This is a genomic window from Ensifer sp. ENS07, assembly GCF_014852185.1.
In the GTDB taxonomy this organism is placed as follows: Bacteria; Pseudomonadota; Alphaproteobacteria; order Rhizobiales; family Rhizobiaceae; genus Ensifer; species Ensifer adhaerens.
In genome coordinates, this window is the sequence record NZ_JACVBE010000002.1 from 161812 (window position 1) to 178676 (window position 16865).

The following is a 16865-nucleotide window of genomic DNA, read 5'->3' on the forward strand; positions in this document are numbered from 1 at the left end:
GAAACAATCAAAACGGCCCCGTCTTGCGAAGGGGCCGTTTTCGTTTGCAGGGATATCAGAGAAGAAAAGCGACGGATCACTTCCGCTAAGATACTAGCGATCCCTTATGATGCAGTGCGCTCCTTAAGGCGCTCCCGGCACGCGTACGACCGGACTCTGCCCCTTCTCGCAAGTTCGGGCCACTACCCGCTAATCACGGCTGCGCGAACGGGATTTGGGTTCGTAGGCGGGTGTCGTGAACAACGGGCTGTCGACATGCTTTAGCCGCGCCTGGCGACGCGTGCTGACTGGACCGGCTCAACGCAGTGGCGAACAGCCGCCGACATTGGCGGGCTTGACCCGGCCCGCCTGCAGATCCTTCAGGTAAGGCTTGTTCGGGTCCGGTCCGCCGAGCGCGTCGTCGTAGGTCGCACGGTCGATCTTGAGCATGCGGCCGGTTGCGGTGAAGCTCACCATCTCCTTCTTGTTGACATAGGCAGAAGCGACGTTCAGCCGGCAAAAGAACGTCTTCTCGCCGTTGCCGACCACCCAGCCCCAGGCGCCGGACTTGCCCCTGGAGAGCTTGCCGGTGGCGTAGCCTTGCTTGGTGAGCGTCGCGTAACTCTCGGCCTGTGCAATGCCGGGAACAAAGGCAAGAGCTACCACGGCGACCGCCGCCAGGCGCTTGAAAGAAATAGACATCGAGATTCACCCCTCTGAAGAAACAATAACGCAGCCTTCTAGGCGGGCGCCAACGGTCGATGCAGCCATAACATGCAGTCGTCCTTAACGGCATCCGGACGGCCAGACACTCAGCCAGCCAGACAGGTGGAACGCAGGAATGAATGTTGACATCATCGCGCTCTGCATCTGAAGTTCGTCCGATGGATAGGGAGCTGCCTTGCACGACACAGCCGATTGAAATCTGCGATTGGTCCTCCGATTGGGCGGAGCGGTTTGCCACCAAGGCGAAGACGATCCGCCAGGTTTTGGGCGATCATGCCTTGCGTATCGACCATATCGGCTCCACCGCAATCCGTGGTCTGGCTGCCAAGCCGATCATCGATGTTCAGATTTCCGTTGCCGATCTGGAGCCCCTCGACGTCCTGGCGGAAAAAATGGCGGCGATCGGCTACCTGTGGCGGCCGCAGAATACCGATCTGACGAAACGCTACTTTCGTGAGCGCCCTGGCGACGAACGCACGCACATCCATGTGCGCCGAGCGGGAAGCTGGCAGGAACAATGGTCGCTGCTGTTTCGCGACTACATGCGTGCCCATGCCGCGGAACACGGCCCATACGTCGAGCTGAAGCGGGCATTGGCAAGCCGACATCGCCACGACCGGGCAGCCTATACCGAGGGCAAGTCGGAACACTTGTGGCAGGTCATTCGACGCGCGGATCGGTGGGCTGCGGCAAGCGGCTGGAGACCAGGTCCTTCCGATGCGTAGGCCGGTCTTCCGCTGCCCCGGCACAGCCTTAATCCGAGATCGGTGCGGTGGCCAATGATCGGCCGAATACGGTAGCTGCTGTCTGCATCGCAAGCCTGTCCTGCGAGCGACTGGTGTTTAGCCGCCTGCCCTTCGCCAAAGGAATGCGTGAAGCATCACGAACTTGCTGCATGTCGGCCAAATTCCTCGCCCAAGGTCAACGGTGTCGGGACGCACGGTGGTAAACGAAAAAGGCCCCGGACGAACCGGGGCCTTTTTCGTTGGGTCTTGGTCGTACCGGCCTGAGCCGGAGCCGATCAATGTTCCTTGTTGGCGTAGACCGACTTCTTGGTGAGGTACACCAGGCCGGTGAAGATCAGCAGGAACACCATGACCATGAAGCCGGTGCGCTTGCGCTCTTCGAGGTGCGGCTCGGCGGCCCACATCAGGAACGCCGAAACGTCCTTTGCGTACTGGTCGACCGTCTGCGGCGTGCCATCGTCATAGGTGACCTGGTCGGCGGAGATCGGCTGAGCCATCGCCAGCGCGGCAGCGTTGGCGAAGTACGGGTTGTAGTGCGTGCCTTCAGCCACTTCGACGCCCTGCGGCGGATCCTGGTAGCCGGTCAGCAGCGCGTGGATGTAGTCCGGGCCGCCTTCCTGGTAGGGCCAGAACATGTCGAAGATGAACTGCGGGAAGCCGCGCTCGATGCCGCGAGCCTTGGCGATCAGCGAGAAGTCCGGCGGAGCTGCACCGTTGTTCGATGCGGCAGCCGCTTCCTTGTTCGCGTAAGGCGACGGGAAGTGGTCGGAGGCGACAGCCTTGCGGGTGAACATCTCGCCGTCGGCGTTCGGGCCGTCCTGAACTTCGTAGTTCGCCGCAAAGGCCTTTACCTGGCCTTCCGAATAGCCCAGGCCTTCCAGCGTGCGGAAGGACACCAGGTTCATCGAGTGGCAGGCAGAACAGACTTCGGCGTAGACCTTCAGGCCGCGCTGAAGCTGACCCTTGTCGTAGTGACCGAAGGGACCGGCAAAGCTCCAGTCCTGCTGTTCCGGCTTGTGGATCGGATAGTGGGGCGTACCGCCGCCATGCTCCTCGCCGCCCTTCGCCTCTTCGGCAACAGCCGCACCGAGACCGAGACCAGCGACGACAGCGAGTGACAGAATGCCTGTAACAAGCTTTTTCATTGTTGTGGGTTCCTTATCAATCGCTGTTCTGATCAGGCGCGCGCGGCAGCCGGCTGCGCCTTGGCATTCTGCTTTTCCAGCACCGCTTCGGTGATGGAGTTCGGAATGCGCTTCGGCGTCTCGATCAGACCGAGGACCGGCAAGATGACGAGGAAGAAGCCGAAGTAGTACAGCGTGCCGATCTGCGACATCACGACGTACAGGCCTTCCGCCGGACGCGAGCCGAGCCAGCCGAGCAGGATGGCGTTGGCCACGAAGACCCAGAAGAACAGCTTGTACCACGGACGGTAGACGGCCGAGCGGACCTTGGACGTGTCGAGCCAGGGCAGGAAGAACAGGATGATGATCGAGCCGAACATCACCAGAACGCCACCGAGCTTGGAGTCGATCGGGCCGACATTGAAGGTGATCGCGCGCAGCATCGCGTAGAACGGCAGGTAGTACCATTCCGGAACGATGTGAGCGGGCGTCTTCAGCGCGTCAGCCGGAATGTAGTTGTCCGGGTGGCCGAGGAAGTTCGGCTGGTAGAAGACGAACCAGGCATAGATGATCAGGAAGACGGAAACGCCGAGTGCATCCTTCAGCGTCGCATAGGGCGTGAAGGGCACGGTGTCGGTCTTGGACTTGACTTCAACGCCGGTCGGGTTGGTCTGACCCGTTACGTGCAGGGCCCAGATGTGCAGGACGACGACGCCGGCGATCATGAAGGGCAGCAGGTAGTGCAGCGAGAAGAAGCGGTTCAGCGTCGGCTGATCAACGGCGAAGCCGCCGAGCAGGAACTGCTGGATCCACTCACCCACCAGCGGGAAGGCGGTGAAGAAGCCGGTGATAACGGTCGCGCCCCAGAAGGACATCTGACCCCAGGGCAGAACGTAGCCCATGAAGCCGGTCGCCATCATCAGCAGGTAGATGACCACGCCGAGGATCCAGAGGATTTCGCGCGGAGCCTTGTACGAGCCGTAGTAGAGACCACGGGCGATGTGCAGGTAGACGGCGATGAAGAAGAAGGATGCGCCGTTGGCGTGCATGTAGCGCAGCAGCCAGCCGTGATTGACGTCGCGCATGATCTTCTCGACCGAGTTGAAGGCGACGGTCGTTTCAGCGGCGTAGTGCATGGCCAGCACGATACCGGTCAGGATCTGGACGATCAGCATGACCGAGAGCATGGCACCGAAGGTGTAGGCGTAGTTCAGGTTCCGGGGAACCGGGTAGCTGATGAAGCTATCGTGAACGAGACGCGGCAACGGCAGACGGGAATCAACCCATTTCTCAATGCCAGTCGTCGGCGTGTAGGTTGAATGTTCAGCACTCATTATCAGTAGTCCCCTCAACCGATCTTGATAACTGTGTCGGATACGAACGAGAAGGTCGGCACGTGAAGGTTCTCCGGCGCCGGACCCTTACGGATGCGGCCGGCCGTATCGTAGTGCGAACCGTGGCAGGGACAGAACCAGCCACCGAAATCACCGGCCTGGCCAAGCGGCACGCAACCGAGATGGGTGCAGGAACCGATCATGACGATCCAGTTTTCCTTGCCTTCGCCGGCGGAACGATCGAGGTCGCTCGCGGAAGCGTCGGCCGGAAGGTTGGCGTTGCGCGCAACCTGGTCCTTAAGCTCGTCCAGCTTGACGGCCTTTGCCTCCTCGACTTCCTTCTCCGTACGGTTGCGGATGAAGATCGGCTTGCCGCGCCATTTCGCCGTCAGCGACATACCGGGCTGAAGGCTCGATACGTCGACCTCGATCGAGGCGAGCGCGAGCGTCGATGCGTCCGGACGCATCTGGTCGATGAACGGCCAGGCGACGGCACCAGCGCCGACGACGCCTGCCATACCGGTAGCCAGATAAAGGAAGTCGCGGCGAGTGGGCTCGCCCAAGGCCTCGCTTGAAGTGTCGTGTTCGCTCACGGCTAAACCATCCTCTCACGCAATATTGCGGAAACCGCATCCGCCCCCGGCGAAATTCCTGCCCCTTGCGGTTTGATCCAGGTCAAGGAACCACGCCCTATTCATAGTGCTGTCGCCCCATCGCCTTGCGGTTGCAAATGCGACATCGGCACAGAATCCGAAAAGAATCGGCGCGCGCACAGCACGCAGAATCCCCGTCAATCCGGCGCGTTCTATGCTTGATCGCAAATTATGTCCAGCCTTGACAAGGGCATGTGGGCAGATTGTCGCGGGGAAAAGCGCGGCCAATTGGCACAAGGACTTGACGGCCATCAGTTGGGCGGAATTTGCGCCCGCCGGATGTGCTTGAAGGCGTCCGTAAAGCGCCCTACTCCGCCGCCTCTTCCCGGGCGAGAAATCCGCCGGACTGTCGTGACCAGAGCCCGGCGTACAGTCCGCCGCGGGCAACAAGTTCGGCGTGCGTTCCCTGTTCGACGATCCGCCCCTTGTCCATCACCACCAGCCGGTCGAGCGCGGCGATCGTCGACAGCCGGTGCGCGATCGCGAGCACCGTCTTGCCCTGCATCAGGCGGTCGAGATTGGACTGGATCGCCGCTTCGACTTCGGAATCGAGCGCCGAGGTCGCCTCGTCGAGCACGAGGATCGGCGCATCCTTCAGCATCACCCGGGCGATCGCGATGCGCTGCCGCTGTCCGCCCGAAAGCTTGACGCCGCGCTCGCCCACATGGGCGTCGAGCCCCTTGTGGCCGCGCTGGTCCTGAAGGTCGGCGATGAAGTCGTAGGCTTCGGCTTTCCGAGCCGCAGCGATCAGTTGCTCCTCGTTCGCGTCGGGACGGCCGAAGAGGATGTTGTCGCGGATCGAGCGATGCAGAAGCGAAGTATCCTGGCTGACCATGCCGACCTGGGCGCGCAGCGACTCTTGCCTGACGGACGCGATATCCTGGCCGTCGATCAGGATGCGCCCGCTCTCAAGATCGTAGAAGCGCAACAGGAGATTGACGAGCGTCGACTTGCCGGCGCCCGAGCGACCGACGATGCCCACCTTCTCGCCCGGGCGCACCACGAGCGAGAAATCGTCGATGACGCGGTCGCCCTTGCCGTAGTGGAAGCGGACGTGCTCGAAGCGGATTTCCGGCTTGCTCACGGCCAGTTCCGTCGCGTCGGGCCGATCGACGAGACCGATCGGCAGAGAGACCAGTTCGGCCGAGTTCTGGATCGTGCCGATGTTGCGCATGATCGAGTTGAACTGCGTCATCATGCGGCCAAGCAGCATGTTTAGCCGGAGCACCAGTGCCAGCGTGAAGGCGACCGCGCCGGAACTGATCGAGCCTGCGAGCCAGAGATGGATGGCGTAGACCGCGATCGCCGTGATCATTAAGCCGGAAAGCAGTGCCAGTGAGGCGCGCACGGCCGTCAAGAGCCGCGTGAACGGGATGACCGCGCGCTGGAACCGGTCGAAGCCGCCGCGGATATAGCGGTCGTTCTCCTCGTCGCGCCCGAAGAGCTTCAATGTCTGGATGTTGGAATAGGCATCGACCATGCGACCGTTCAGCATCGACGCCATTTCGGCGGTATCGCGGGCGTGCTTGCGGATGCGTGGAACGAAAAAGCGCGCCAGCACCAGGAAGACGACGATCCAGAAGCCGACCATCGCGGCCAGACGCCAGTCGAGCTGCGCCACCAGCGCCATGGTGGACGCCGTGTAGATGACGATGAACCAGACGACCTGCAGCAGCGAGACGAGCAGGTCGCTCGTTGCCTGCGCGCCGGCCCAGACCTTGGTGACGATGCGGCCGGAAAAGTCATTCTGAAAGAAGGTCAGCGACTGCCTGGCGACGTGCACGTAGGATTGCCAACGCACCAGGTTCAAAAAGCCTGTCGTGATCGCCTGTTCTTCGACGAGCGCCGCCAACGACACCGCGATGAAACGGAAGACCATGACCGTCAGGAGCATGAACAGAAGCTCCGGGCCATTGGCGGCGATCAACCCGCTCCAGCCAGCTTCCGGCTTCACGGTGTCGAGCAGATCGACGAGCCGCCCGACGAAGTAGAAAAGACCCGCCTCCAGCATGGCGACGAGGCCACCCAAGACGGCCATAGCGATGAACGGTCCCTTGGCCTGTCTGGCGTAGAACCAGGCAAACCCCCAGAGCGATTTCGGCGGCTGCAGGCGCTCGCGCGGTGCGAAGGGCTTGATCCAGTTCTCGAAGAGGCTGACGATGGCGCTGAGCATGGTTCCGATATAGGCGGTTCGGCAGGAACAGCAATCGGTTTCGACACAATTGCAGATTACAAATGCGTAACGTCTAACAAAGAGGCCCGCCGCTCTTTCGAACGGCGGGCCTCAGGTTGCTTACTCTGCGGCCTCTTCCTTCTCGACGTCGTCGGCGATGAAGCCACCCGATTGGCGAGACCAGAGGTCGGCGTAGAGACCGCCATGGGCAACGAGCTCGGCATGCGAGCCGGTCTCGACGATGCGGCCGGCCTCGAGGATCACCAGCCGGTCCATCTCCGTCAGCGTCGACAGGCGGTGGGCGATCGCGATCACCGTCTTGCCGGCCATCAGCGCGAACAGGTTCTCCTGGATCGCCTGTTCGACTTCGGAATCGAGCGCCGAGGTCGCCTCGTCGAGGATCAGGATCGGCGCGTCCTTCAAGAACACGCGCGCGATCGCGATACGCTGGCGCTGGCCGCCGGAGAGCTTGACGCCGCGTTCGCCGACCTGGGCGTCCAGGCCCTTGCGGCCCTGGTTGTCCTCGAGCCCCTGGACGAAGTCCCAGGCGTTCGCCTTCTTGGCCGCCGCAATGATCGCCTCGTCGTCCGCTTCCGGATGGCCATAGGCGATGTTGTCGCGAATGGAGCGGTGCAAGAGCGAGGTGTCTTGCGTCACGACGCCGATCTGCGAGCGCAGGCTGTCCTGTGTGACGGTGGAAATATCCTTGCCGTCGATCCGGATCGCACCGTCCTCCAGGTCGTAGAAGCGCAACAGCAGGTTCATCAGCGTCGTCTTGCCCGCACCCGAGCGACCGACGAGGCCGATCTTCTCACCCGGCTTGATGTCGAGCGACAGGTGATCGATGACGCCCTTGGCCTTGCCGTAGTGGAAGCGGATGTTGTCGAAGGCAATCGCCCCCTTGTCCGCTGTCAGCGCCTTGGCGTCCGGCTCGTCGACGATGTCGTGCGCCTTGGTCATCATGCCGATGCCGTCATAGACCGTGCCGATATTCTCGAACAGCGCCGAGACTTCCCACATGATCCACTGCGACATGCCGTTGATGCGCATCGCAAGGCCGACGGCGATCGCGATCGCGCCGACGGAGATCGCACTCGTCAGCCACAGATGGATGCCAAGCGCTGCGATCGCAAAGAGCGCGATACTGTTGTTGGCATAGACCAGCACGTGGAACAGCGTCACCTTGCGCATCTGGCGATGCACGGTGTCGAGGAAGCCGTCCATGCCGTCGCGCGCATAGCCTTCCTCGCGGCCGGCATGCGAGAACAGCTTGACCGTACCGATATTGGTGTAGCTGTCGACGATCCGGCCGGTCATCATCGAGCGCGCGTCCGCCTGCTCCTTGGAGATCTTCTGCAGCCGCGGCACAAAATAGCTGACGATGCAGATGTAGATCGCCAGCCAGATGCCGAGCGGGATCACCAGCCGCCAGTCGGCGGTGGCGACGACGGCGAGCATCGTGACGAAGTAGCTGACGACATAGACGAAGACGTCGAGGATCTTCATCACGGTTTCGCGCACGGCTAGCGACGTCTGCATGACTTTCGTTGCCACGCGTCCGGCGAACTCGTTGGCAAAGAAGGTCATGCTCTGGCGCAGCAGGTAGCGGTGCATCTGCCAGCGGGCGATCATCGGATAGTTGCCGAGCAGCACCTGATGCATGATCAGCGAATCGATCGCCACGAGGCCCGGCAGGCCGATGAGGACGAGCGCACCCATCCAGAACAGCCGTCCGCCTTCGGCGGCGAGGAAGCTCTCGCGGTCGGCGCTCGACAGCCAGTCCACCATGTTGCCGAGGAACTGGAACAGCGCCACTTCGCCAATGGCGATCAGCGCCGTACAGACGGACATGATGATGAGCCACGGCGCAGCCGGCTTGGAGTAGTGCCAGCAGAAGCCGAACAGAGTCTTCGGCGGAACCGTCGGCTCCTCCGGCGGATAGGGATTGAGGCGGGATTCAAACCAGCCAAACATAACATTGCTCCTTCAGAGTATTTTGAAGGAAAGCGGGATTTCGCCCCGCATTCTTATGATGAAAAAGTCAGTCCGGAAATGCAGCCCGCAAAGGGCTTCGTCTTCCGGAGTCCCGGAAGCGCGTCGATCTCGGTTAAAAGATAGGTCGCGGAACCGGTCAGGCCAAACGGTGGCCCACTACTCCAGGAAGGCGTGTCAACATCAATACATTCATGTTTGCCTCCGTCGGTTCGCGTTGAAGAGGTCCGATCTCTACCCTTATTCGCGCTCGCATGCCAGATTGTCGCAGGCACTTTCTTGCCCAATTTTTCATCGCTCCGACCGCTGTTGCCGTTTCGGCACAGATTAGCGCAGGCAATATGAGCGACCTCAAAAGCAAGCAGCGCCGGACGTTTCGCGGCGGAGAACAAGGATGATCGCTTCATCGGACACGCCTCCTGACCTTCAAAGTGTCGGCTTTCTCCTGCGGCGCCCCCGCGAGGGTGACGCAGACGCGCGCCCGAGGCTCGGCCGCCATCCGGATATCTACCGGATGTTCGGTGCGGGCAGGTCGTTTCCCGGCCTCTTCGGCCACGGTGAAGCGGCCGCCTGGGTAACGCGCATCGCCGAACATCCGGCCGCCTGGATCATCGATCAGGACGGCCTCGTCGGCGAAGTGCGGCTCGACAACATCAACCGCGCCGATCGCCGCGCGAACTTCGCCATCGGCATTTTCGATCCGTGTCGCCTTGGCAAGGGTCTTGGCACGGCGGTCATCAAGCGGGTATTGGCCTATGCCTTCGACGAACTTGCCCTTCATCGGGTCTCGCTGAGGGTCCTCGCCTTCAACGAGCGGGCGATTACGGCCTATCTCAAGTCCGGTTTCTCGATCGAGGGCCGCGAACGCGAATCGGCGTTGATCGACGGTGAGTGGCACGACGACATCATGATGGGCATCCTGGCTGCGGATTTCGATACGCGGCGCAACGCCCCCGGAAACGAGTAACCTGACGTGAGCAATCTGCGCATCGCCCTCTACCAGCCCGATATTCCCGGCAATACCGGCACGATCCTGCGCATGGCCGCCTGTCTCGGGCTTTCGGTCGATGTGATCGAGCCGGCCGGCTTCGACCTCTCCGACCGAAACCTGAAGCGCGCCGGCATGGACTACATCGCGTCGGTGGCGCTCACTCGTCACGTCAACTGGGAGCGCTTCGAAGAGTGGCGCTCGGCGAGCGGACGTCGGCTGGTGCTCGCCTCCACCAAGGCTGCCCTGCCCTATACGCGCTATGATTTCCGCCCAGACGACATCCTGCTTTTCGGGCGGGAAAGCGCCGGCGTGCCCGATCACGTGCACGAGCGCGCCAATGGCCGCATCCTCATTCCGATGGCCGACGGCCAGCGCTCGCTGAACATCGCGATCTCCGCCGCGATGATTGCGGGCGAAGCGATCCGGCAGGTTTCGCCGATTTGATACCGTCTCCATAGCCGTCTCCTTGGCGGCAGGCCGAGCCTTTGAGGGCCCGGCCGAGAGCCCTCGTCTCCAACGTTACGCCGCGACTTCGTTGTAAGGTTTGCTCTTGCGCGCCTGCTTCAGCACCCGCGCCCACCAGGTCAGGCGATCCATCATCAAAAACAGCGGCGCGCGGAGCTCCTCCGGTTTATAGAGGTTGCCGGCAGCATCGAACTTCGACCACGCCTTCGGGAAGGCCACGCCGTCGCGCAGTGTCACCGTGTGCAACTCTCCAAACACCTGGCGCAATTGCTCGACCGCGCGAATGCCGCCCGAGGCGCCGCCGTAAGAGACGAAGGCGACCGGCTTTGCGTGCCAGGGCTCGTAGACAGAGTCGATCAGTTCCTTCAGCGCCGCCGGGTAGCCGTGGTTGTATTCGGGCGTAACGACGATGAAGGCATCCGCCTCGGCGATCTTGCGCTCCAGCCATTCGCCGGGATTGACCGCCGCGCCAAGGCCGCGCGACGTTCTGAGCCGCGCCGGGTCGATGATCGTCAGCGAGAAGGTGTCGGAAGCCGATAGTTCCCGGATCAGCCAATTGGCGACCGTGTCGCAGAAGCGACCCTGCCGCGCGCTGCCATAGATCACGGCGAGGGTCATTTTCTCAGTCATGGGGATCAAGCTCCTGTTGTCTCAGTCATGGAGCCAATGCTATAAAACCTCAAGATTAGTTGAGGTCAATAGCCGTTATGACGATTGTGAAACAAAGCGAATTGCGCCGCGAACTGACCGTGGGCGAAGTGGCGGAGCGCAGCGGCGTCGCCGTCTCCACCCTGCATTTCTACGAGGCCAAGGGCCTGATCCGCAGCAATCGCACCCGCGGCAACCAGCGCCGCTATCCGCGCGGCGTGCTCAGGCGCGTCGCCGTCATCAAGGTGGCGCAGCGCACCGGCATTCCATTGTCGGAGATCCAGGACGCTTTGTCGGTTTTGCCGGACGATCGTCCGCTGACGGTCGAGGATTGGGGCAGATTGTCCGAAAACTGGCGCGAACAGCTGAACGAACGCATCGCCAGCCTGATGGCGTTGCGCGACCATCTGACGAGCTGCATCGGCTGCGGCTGCCTGTCGCTGCGCGAATGTCCTCTGCGCAATCCGCACGACGTGCTGTCGATGGAAGGCGCCGGCCCAAGGCTCATGGATGAAGACAGCCACCCTTGAGCGGCCGCCACGACCAAAGGTGCCTACACATGGTCATTGTGCGGAAAAGAAGATGAAGTCAGAACTAAGAGGTCGAGTTGCGATAGTCCTTCCTCTTCTCGCTCTCATCCTGTTCTCATGGTTCTATTATCTTGACGATCGCGCATGCGCCGCAGGGGATCAGCAATGCGTCGTCAATACATTCCTGGCGCTTGCCCTGGGGACCGTGATACTCGGGCTTGTAGCCATCATTAATCTATTGATTCTTCTCGGAAAAACTCTGATTTATATTCAGGATCGAAATCGAGGTTGAGCGCTGTGCTACCTTGGCTCGCAGGGAATCTGGCGCGTTTGTTGACGTGACCGGTGATCTCTGAAAAAGCGGCAGGGGCGATGGATCAATCCGCGGTCGGCAGGCGGCGCATCGTAAACTCGATCTCGTCGCCCTCGAGCTGGCGCCAGCTTTCCACCTCGGTCCAGTAGGCGGCCTTCGGCCAGGTGTCGAACCATTCCCGCGCTTTTGCACGGGCAGCACTGCGATTGAGCCGAAAGGTTTCCCGCACGAAAAGGCCGTCGCCTCGTGTCGGATTTTCCCGGCGATGCCGGGCGATCTGCCGCCGCAATCCATCGAGCGGCGGGCCTGCAGGTATTCTTGCCATGGGCTATACCTCTGGATTGTAAGATAGTGAGGCAAGCCTGCCTTTGCCAGAGCTTTGTGTAGGCGGGTTTCGCCGGGGCCAAGGACACGCCGCGACCGAGTGGCCGAAGCGCTGGACCGCCGTTGCCATCAGCGCCAAAGTGTGAACTGTGGCGACTTCAATCGAATCGGCGGCATCTCATCGGGAAATCCCGCCAACAGGACGTAATTTCATGGAACGACCGCAGCTACCCCAGGGGCTCCCCGCAGACATCGAAGATAAGAAGGCGGAGGCGCGTGCATGGTTCGAAGGGCTGCGCGACACCATCTGCGCCGCCTTCGAGGCGGTGGAGGATGAGCTGACCGGGCCGCTATCTGACCGCGCCCCCGGCCGCTTCGTTGCCAAGGACTGGAGCCGTGAGGATGGCAAGGGCGGCGGTGGCCGCATGTCGATGATGGAAGGCCGCGTCTTCGAAAAGGTCGGCGTGCACACCTCGACCGTCTACGGCGAGTTCTCGCCCGAATTCCGCAGCCAGATCCCGGGTGCAGCCGAAGATCCCCGTTTCTGGGCTTCGGGCATTTCGCTGATCGCCCATCCGGTCAATCCCAACGTGCCGGCCGTTCACATGAACACCCGCATGGTGGTGACGACCAGCAACTGGTTCGGCGGCGGCGCCGACCTCACTCCGGTGCTCGATCGCCGTCGCGTCATGACGGATCCCGACACGCAGCTCTTCCACCGCGCGATGGAGATCACTTGCGGGCGCCATGCGGTCGCCGACCATGCCAAGTTCAAGAAGTGGTGTGACGACTACTTCTTCCTGCCCCATCGCAATGAGGCGCGCGGAACCGGTGGCATCTTCTACGACTGGCTGCATTCCTCGGAAGAGCAAGGCGGCTGGGACGCCGATTTCGCCTTCACCCGTGATGTCGGCAAGGCGTTCGCCATCGTCTATCCGAAGATCGTGCGCACCAATTTCAATGCGCCCTGGACCGAAAACGACCGCGACGAACAGCTGGTGCGCCGCGGCCGCTATGTCGAGTTCAACCTGCTCTACGATCGCGGCACCATCTTCGGCCTGAAGACCGGCGGCAATGTCGAGTCGATCCTGTCGTCCCTGCCCCCGGTGGTCCGCTGGCCGTAATCTCGCCGGCAGTCCACAAAATGAGAGAAGCGCTCCACCGCGCAGACGCGCTTCTCTCCGGACCATTCACAGCGTGTCCGAACCTATGAGTGGCTCACTGACCACGGTCGTTCCGAACGAAGATCTTTGGACCTTCCCTGACGTCACTTGCAGATCCGCACCTTCTTCCAGAAGACCTTACCGTCGGCGCCATAAGCCCGTTCGGTTTTGACGACGCAGCTCGGTTTGCAGCCGTAGCTATAGTTCGCGGCCTTCGCCGGCATGGCCAAGGCAAGTGCCATCGTCGTCGCCAGAGCCATGGCGAAGCAAGAACTGCGCATTTTGTATATCCCCGTGTAATCCGACCGCGACGGAGCCGCCCGTCGCCTGAAACGAGCCATCGCACGGATCAGTCCCACCCCGCTGTTTCGAATGAAACAGGCGAACAAAGCCCGCTATCAGGCGTTTCACCTTCGTCGAGCGAGGTGAAAACAATGATCTTCAAGAAACGGACATTTTACGGAGATGAACCGGAGCGGCAGGTGGCCGATCACCCGGCCGAACTGGAGCGCCGCGTCGCCCATCTCCTGGCGGTCACGCCCGGCCTCGATGCAGCCGATGTCACTGTTACCGCCAAAGGCAACACCATTGTGCTTGCCGGTTTCGTGGCGACCGAAGGCGAAGTTTTCCGCGCCGAAGAGGCGGCAAAACAGGTGCAAGGCGTCGCGGAAGTGATCAACCGGATCGAGACGGTCACCGCAAGATAGAAGCGTCCTCGGCTCCTCAGATGGAGCCGAGCGTCCAGCTGACGATTTCTGCCGAAACATTGGCGAAGGCCTGATCCATGGCCTTGATGAAGGCCGTGTTGCCCGTGCCCCTGACCGCGGCCGTGGCGCGAAACGCCTTTTGCGCCAGCACCGTGCCGTTGCGATCGTTGAGGATCTTGGCGAAGATTTCGACATTGGCCGTGTCGGCGCCCTCGGTCGAAATCTCGAAGGCGCGGATTTCGGTGATGACCTGGTAGTCGATCGCCAGGCCCTGGCCGGGTTTGCCGACGCCGCCGATCTTGCCCGTGTCCTCGAAGGCCTGCACGAGCTTCGCCTGTACCAGCTTCGGCAGGCGGTCGCTCCACTGAGCCTTGGCGAGATATTGCAGTTCCGCGCCGGAGAGGCGGATGACGACCTGATCGCTGTCGAGTGCCTTCAGAGCCGTCGGCTCCGGCACGAGGATCTGCTTGCCGGTCGATGCGCGACCTTCGACGGCCGGCCTTGCCGAAAGACTGTAGGTGTCGTTGACCGCTTTGGTACCGCAGCCAGCAAGTCCTGCTGCCAGCATGATCATCAGGGCGGAGCGCCACGCTCCCGCTACTCGCACGCCCACCAGCCCTGGAAAACTCATACTGCCGTTACCTTTGTCCCACACAACTTCGGTGCATTCCCGATCGAAACACACCACCCGGCCCCACGCCGGCTGTGCCCACCGACTCAGCGTCGGGTGCGGCCATCATATTGCTTTACCGTCTCGCCGCCAAAGAGAAGGCGTTGCGGATCCTTGTCGAACGTCGAGATCGTGTTCTCGAGGCTCTGCACCGTGCGGCGCGTATCTGTGACGAGCGCCTCGACGTCGCGCAGCCCCGAATTCGAGAAGCGCTTGAGGTTCTCCGCAATCGGGCCGATCTGGGCGTTCAGATTGTCCGCCATCTTGCGGAACGAGGCGAGCGTCGCGCGGGCGTCAGCCGAAAGCGACGGCGCGTCCGCATCGCCGAGGAAACCGTCGACCTTCACGAGAATGCTGTCGACCCGGTTGGCCGAAGCGTTCAACTTGCTTGCCAGCTGCGTGACGTCGGTGATCGTGCGGTCGATGTCCTGCTGGCGCGCCGTGATCTTGTCGGCGAACTGCGAGATGTTGGCCACCGTCTTGCGGGCGTCCGCCGTCGCCGCTGTGATGTCGTTGACGACGAGCTCCACCTTCTGCTTGTCGACCGAGGCGACCAGCGTATCGACCCGCTCCAGCGTCTTCTGGGCGTTCTTGCCGAATTGCTCGTAGGTTTCGACCGTGCGCCGGAAGGCAGCGATGGTTTCGGAAACGCCGCCCGAGGCAGCCTTCAGGTCGGTGCTGATCTGCTCGACGTTCGAGACGATCTGATCGATCTTCTTCGGATCCACCGATTTCACCAGAGTTTCGGCAGATTCCAGAGTCGAATCGAGCTTCTTGGACGCAGCACTCACCGAACCGGAGAGTTCCGTCACGCTCTTCAGGAAGTCATCGATCGCGCCGGAATTGTTCGCGAGCGCATTCGAAAACGTCTCGGCATTGCCGATCGTCTTGGTCAGCGGACCGCGCACGTCAGTGACGAAGCCCTGGATGTCGGTGATGGCGCTGTTGGCGCGGTCCATAATCTGGTCGGCCGTCGCGAGCAGGCTGGTGACGCTCGACTGGTCCGCAAGGATACGCGCCTGCGTACCCTTCTCGATCGCAGTCTTCAGGATGTTTTCGTCGCCCTTGTGGCCACCGCTGAGTTCGATATAGGCCGCACCGGTCAGGCCTTGCACTTCCAGCGTCGCCTTGGTCGACTTGAGCACCGGCGCGTCGACCGAAACCTCGGTCAGCGCGATCGAATAACGCGGATCGTTGGCATCGATCGCGAGGTTGCGAACCGTGCCGACGGGAATGCCGTTGAAGCGCACCGGAGAGCCGACCGAAAGGCCGTTGGCCGACCCCGGAATGTTGACCACCAGCTCGATCATCTCGCCGCTACGGCCATACTGCGACATCCAGTAGACGAAGCCGAATGCGGCTGCGACCACGAACACCGTGAAGAAACCGACAATGGCGTAGTTCGCTTTCGTTTCCATTCGTACCGACTACCTTCGTGGCCGCTTCACCGGCTCTACCTCCGATCTCGACGCCTGGGCATCAAAATCGGCTTCTCAAGATTCATTGATCGTTCCGCACGATCGATCGTGCCCGCTTGCCACGGAAATAGGACTGCACCCACGGATCGTCGCAGGCCAGCATGTCTTCCACCGTGCCTTCGACCAGGACCTTCTTCTTGCCGAGAACCGCGATGCGGTCGCAGACCGAAAAGAGGCTGTCGAGGTCGTGAGTCACCATATACACGGTCAATCCCAGCGTGTCGCGCAGCTTGGCGATCAACTCGTCGAACTCCGCCGCCCCGATCGGATCGAGCCCCGAGGTCGGCTCGTCGAGGAAGACCAGGTCCGGATCGAGCGCCAGCGCGCGCGCAAGTGCGGCGCGCTTGATCATGCCGCCCGAAAGCTCCGACGGGTACTTTTCCGCCGCCTCCGGCGCAAGGCCGACCAGCTCGATCTTCACCCGCGCCAGCTCGTCCATGAGGCTCTGCGGCAGGTCGAGATATTCGCGCATGGGCACCTGGATGTTCTCGCGCACCGTCAGCGCCGAAAACAGCGCTCCGTGCTGGAAGAGAACGCCAAGACGCATGTCGAGCGCGATGCGTTCGCCCTCGGTGATGTTATCGTAGTCCGCGCCGAGGATTTCGATCTTGCCGGACCGCTTCGCAAGCAACCTCAGAACCGTGCGCATCAGCACCGACTTGCCGGTGCCCGACGCTCCGACGAAGCCGAGGATTTCGCCGCGGTAGATCTCGAGGTTCAGCTTGTCGAGCACGATGTTGGAGCCGAAACCGACCGTCAGGTCGCGAACGGAAAGCACGGCCTCGCGCCCGTTCGCCTCGGTCGGTTGGTACCCCTCGTGACTCTTTTCGATTGGGTTCACGCTGTTCT

General features: G+C 61.8%; 20 protein-coding genes. 7 read left to right on the forward strand and 13 right to left on the reverse strand.

The window, feature by feature from the left end; all coding sequences use genetic code 11:
• Nucleotides 1–297: 297 nt before the first annotated feature.
• Complete coding sequence (locus tag IB277_RS07850) at nt 298–681, reverse strand: hypothetical protein (RefSeq protein WP_090293882.1); 384 nt, start codon at nt 679–681, stop codon at nt 298–300.
• Nucleotides 682–863: 182 nt separating this feature from the next.
• On the opposite strand from IB277_RS07850, the gene IB277_RS07855 reads away from it, so the two are divergent.
• Nucleotides 864–1430 carry a GrpB family protein gene (locus IB277_RS07855; protein ID WP_110819183.1) on the forward strand — a complete coding sequence of 189 codons (567 nt, stop codon included), beginning with the start codon at nt 864–866 and terminating at the stop codon, nt 1428–1430.
• Nucleotides 1431–1726: 296 nt separating this feature from the next.
• On the opposite strand, the gene IB277_RS07860 is transcribed toward IB277_RS07855, so the two are convergent.
• From IB277_RS07860 to IB277_RS07885, 6 genes are all read right to left on the reverse strand, one after another.
• Nucleotides 1727–2596 carry a cytochrome c1 gene (locus IB277_RS07860; RefSeq protein ID WP_090293885.1) on the reverse strand — a complete coding sequence of 290 codons (870 nt, stop codon included), beginning with the start codon at nt 2594–2596 and terminating at the stop codon, nt 1727–1729.
• Nucleotides 2597–2628: 32 nt separating this feature from the next.
• Nucleotides 2629–3909 (reverse strand): cytochrome b N-terminal domain-containing protein, encoded by a 1281-nt coding sequence (locus IB277_RS07865; RefSeq protein WP_034794990.1) that lies wholly within the window; start codon nt 3907–3909, stop codon nt 2629–2631.
• Nucleotides 3910–3923: 14 nt separating this feature from the next.
• Nucleotides 3924–4502 (reverse strand): ubiquinol-cytochrome c reductase iron-sulfur subunit, encoded by a 579-nt coding sequence (petA, locus tag IB277_RS07870; protein WP_034794992.1) that lies wholly within the window; start codon nt 4500–4502, stop codon nt 3924–3926.
• A 367-nt stretch (nt 4503–4869) separates the two neighbouring features.
• Complete coding sequence (locus tag IB277_RS07875) at nt 4870–6735, reverse strand: ABC transporter ATP-binding protein (RefSeq protein ID WP_090293887.1); 1866 nt, start codon at nt 6733–6735, stop codon at nt 4870–4872.
• A gap of 120 nt (nt 6736–6855) precedes the next feature.
• Complete coding sequence (locus IB277_RS07880) at nt 6856–8709, reverse strand: ABC transporter ATP-binding protein (RefSeq protein WP_089044122.1); 1854 nt, start codon at nt 8707–8709, stop codon at nt 6856–6858.
• Nucleotides 8710–8762: 53 nt separating this feature from the next.
• Nucleotides 8763–9134, reverse strand: coding sequence for a hypothetical protein (locus IB277_RS07885; protein WP_162731862.1), 372 nt, complete (start codon nt 9132–9134; stop codon nt 8763–8765).
• Here IB277_RS07885 and IB277_RS07890 point away from each other — a divergent pair.
• A complete protein-coding gene (locus IB277_RS07890; RefSeq protein ID WP_090293889.1) occupies nt 9122–9694 on the forward strand; it encodes a GNAT family N-acetyltransferase in 573 nt (190 codons plus the stop codon). The two genes, IB277_RS07885 and IB277_RS07890, sit on opposite strands and share 13 nt — an antisense overlap.
• A 6-nt stretch (nt 9695–9700) precedes the next feature.
• Complete coding sequence (locus IB277_RS07895; protein WP_060600804.1) at nt 9701–10162, forward strand: tRNA (cytidine(34)-2'-O)-methyltransferase; 462 nt, start codon at nt 9701–9703, stop codon at nt 10160–10162.
• A gap of 75 nt (nt 10163–10237) precedes the next feature.
• Here IB277_RS07895 and IB277_RS07900 read toward each other — a convergent pair whose 3' ends face one another.
• Nucleotides 10238–10813, reverse strand: a complete 576-nt coding sequence (locus IB277_RS07900) for an NADPH-dependent FMN reductase (protein WP_034795007.1) — start codon at nt 10811–10813, stop codon at nt 10238–10240.
• Between the two features lie 77 nt (nt 10814–10890).
• Here IB277_RS07900 and soxR point away from each other — a divergent pair, with 77 nt between their 5' ends.
• Together soxR and IB277_RS07910 are read left to right on the forward strand one after the other, a co-directional pair.
• Nucleotides 10891–11361 (forward strand): redox-sensitive transcriptional activator SoxR, encoded by a 471-nt coding sequence (gene soxR, locus IB277_RS07905; RefSeq protein ID WP_034795010.1) that lies wholly within the window; start codon nt 10891–10893, stop codon nt 11359–11361.
• Between the two features lie 52 nt (nt 11362–11413).
• Complete coding sequence (locus tag IB277_RS07910; RefSeq protein WP_089044124.1) at nt 11414–11653, forward strand: hypothetical protein; 240 nt, start codon at nt 11414–11416, stop codon at nt 11651–11653.
• 85 nt (nt 11654–11738) lie between these two features.
• Here IB277_RS07910 and IB277_RS07915 read toward each other — a convergent pair whose 3' ends face one another.
• The gene (locus IB277_RS07915; RefSeq protein ID WP_089044125.1) at nt 11739–11999 is read right to left on the reverse strand and encodes a hypothetical protein; all 261 of its coding nucleotides are present in this window, start codon (nt 11997–11999) and stop codon (nt 11739–11741) included.
• 211 nt (nt 12000–12210) lie between these two features.
• Here IB277_RS07915 and hemF point away from each other — a divergent pair, with 211 nt between their 5' ends.
• Nucleotides 12211–13122, forward strand: a complete 912-nt coding sequence (gene hemF / locus IB277_RS07920) for an oxygen-dependent coproporphyrinogen oxidase (protein WP_060585032.1) — start codon at nt 12211–12213, stop codon at nt 13120–13122.
• Nucleotides 13123–13265: 143 nt separating this feature from the next.
• Here hemF and IB277_RS07925 read toward each other — a convergent pair whose 3' ends face one another.
• A complete protein-coding gene (locus IB277_RS07925) occupies nt 13266–13442 on the reverse strand; it encodes a hypothetical protein (protein WP_156400740.1) in 177 nt (58 codons plus the stop codon).
• A gap of 153 nt (nt 13443–13595) precedes the next feature.
• On the opposite strand from IB277_RS07925, the gene IB277_RS07930 reads away from it, so the two are divergent.
• The gene (locus IB277_RS07930) at nt 13596–13868 is read left to right on the forward strand and encodes a BON domain-containing protein (protein ID WP_060585030.1); all 273 of its coding nucleotides are present in this window, start codon (nt 13596–13598) and stop codon (nt 13866–13868) included.
• Nucleotides 13869–13884: 16 nt separating this feature from the next.
• Here the strand turns inward: IB277_RS07930 and IB277_RS07935 are convergent, their stop codons facing one another.
• From IB277_RS07935 to IB277_RS07945, 3 genes are all read right to left on the reverse strand, one after another.
• Nucleotides 13885–14499, reverse strand: a complete 615-nt coding sequence (locus IB277_RS07935; protein ID WP_034795038.1) for an ABC-type transport auxiliary lipoprotein family protein — start codon at nt 14497–14499, stop codon at nt 13885–13887.
• Between the two features lie 86 nt (nt 14500–14585).
• On the reverse strand, nt 14586–15956 hold the full coding sequence (locus IB277_RS07940; RefSeq protein WP_034795040.1) for an MlaD family protein: 1371 nt from the start codon (nt 15954–15956) through the stop codon (nt 14586–14588).
• 82 nt (nt 15957–16038) lie between these two features.
• Nucleotides 16039–16848, reverse strand: coding sequence for an ABC transporter ATP-binding protein (locus tag IB277_RS07945; protein WP_060520788.1), 810 nt, complete (start codon nt 16846–16848; stop codon nt 16039–16041).
• Nucleotides 16849–16865: the final 17 nt, after the last annotated feature.

Excerpts from the sequence above, each read along its gene's own strand:
- IB277_RS07880 (WP_089044122.1), bottom strand. The coding sequence starts at position 8,709 with ATGTTTGGCTGGTTTGAATCCCGCCTCAATCCCTATCCGCCGGAGGAG.
- IB277_RS07940 (WP_034795040.1), bottom strand. The coding sequence starts at position 15,956 with ATGGAAACGAAAGCGAACTACGCCATTGTCGGTTTCTTCACGGTGTTC.
- hemF (WP_060585032.1), top strand. The coding sequence starts at position 12,211 with ATGGAACGACCGCAGCTACCCCAGGGGCTCCCCGCAGACATCGAAGAT.
- IB277_RS07860 (WP_090293885.1), bottom strand. The coding sequence starts at position 2,596 with ATGAAAAAGCTTGTTACAGGCATTCTGTCACTCGCTGTCGTCGCTGGT.
- IB277_RS07935 (WP_034795038.1), bottom strand. The coding sequence starts at position 14,499 with ATGAGTTTTCCAGGGCTGGTGGGCGTGCGAGTAGCGGGAGCGTGGCGC.
- IB277_RS07885 (WP_162731862.1), bottom strand. The coding sequence starts at position 9,134 with ATGAAGCGATCATCCTTGTTCTCCGCCGCGAAACGTCCGGCGCTGCTT.
- IB277_RS07915 (WP_089044125.1), bottom strand. The coding sequence starts at position 11,999 with ATGGCAAGAATACCTGCAGGCCCGCCGCTCGATGGATTGCGGCGGCAG.
- IB277_RS07855 (WP_110819183.1), top strand. The coding sequence starts at position 864 with ATGGATAGGGAGCTGCCTTGCACGACACAGCCGATTGAAATCTGCGAT.
- IB277_RS07910 (WP_089044124.1), top strand. The coding sequence starts at position 11,414 with ATGAAGTCAGAACTAAGAGGTCGAGTTGCGATAGTCCTTCCTCTTCTC.
- IB277_RS07850 (WP_090293882.1), bottom strand. The coding sequence starts at position 681 with ATGTCTATTTCTTTCAAGCGCCTGGCGGCGGTCGCCGTGGTAGCTCTT.
- IB277_RS07925 (WP_156400740.1), bottom strand. The coding sequence starts at position 13,442 with ATGCGCAGTTCTTGCTTCGCCATGGCTCTGGCGACGACGATGGCACTT.
- IB277_RS07890 (WP_090293889.1), top strand. The coding sequence starts at position 9,122 with ATGATCGCTTCATCGGACACGCCTCCTGACCTTCAAAGTGTCGGCTTT.
- IB277_RS07865 (WP_034794990.1), bottom strand. The coding sequence starts at position 3,909 with ATGAGTGCTGAACATTCAACCTACACGCCGACGACTGGCATTGAGAAA.
- IB277_RS07930 (WP_060585030.1), top strand. The coding sequence starts at position 13,596 with ATGATCTTCAAGAAACGGACATTTTACGGAGATGAACCGGAGCGGCAG.
- IB277_RS07900 (WP_034795007.1), bottom strand. The coding sequence starts at position 10,813 with ATGACTGAGAAAATGACCCTCGCCGTGATCTATGGCAGCGCGCGGCAG.
- IB277_RS07875 (WP_090293887.1), bottom strand. The coding sequence starts at position 6,735 with ATGCTCAGCGCCATCGTCAGCCTCTTCGAGAACTGGATCAAGCCCTTC.
- soxR (WP_034795010.1), top strand. The coding sequence starts at position 10,891 with ATGACGATTGTGAAACAAAGCGAATTGCGCCGCGAACTGACCGTGGGC.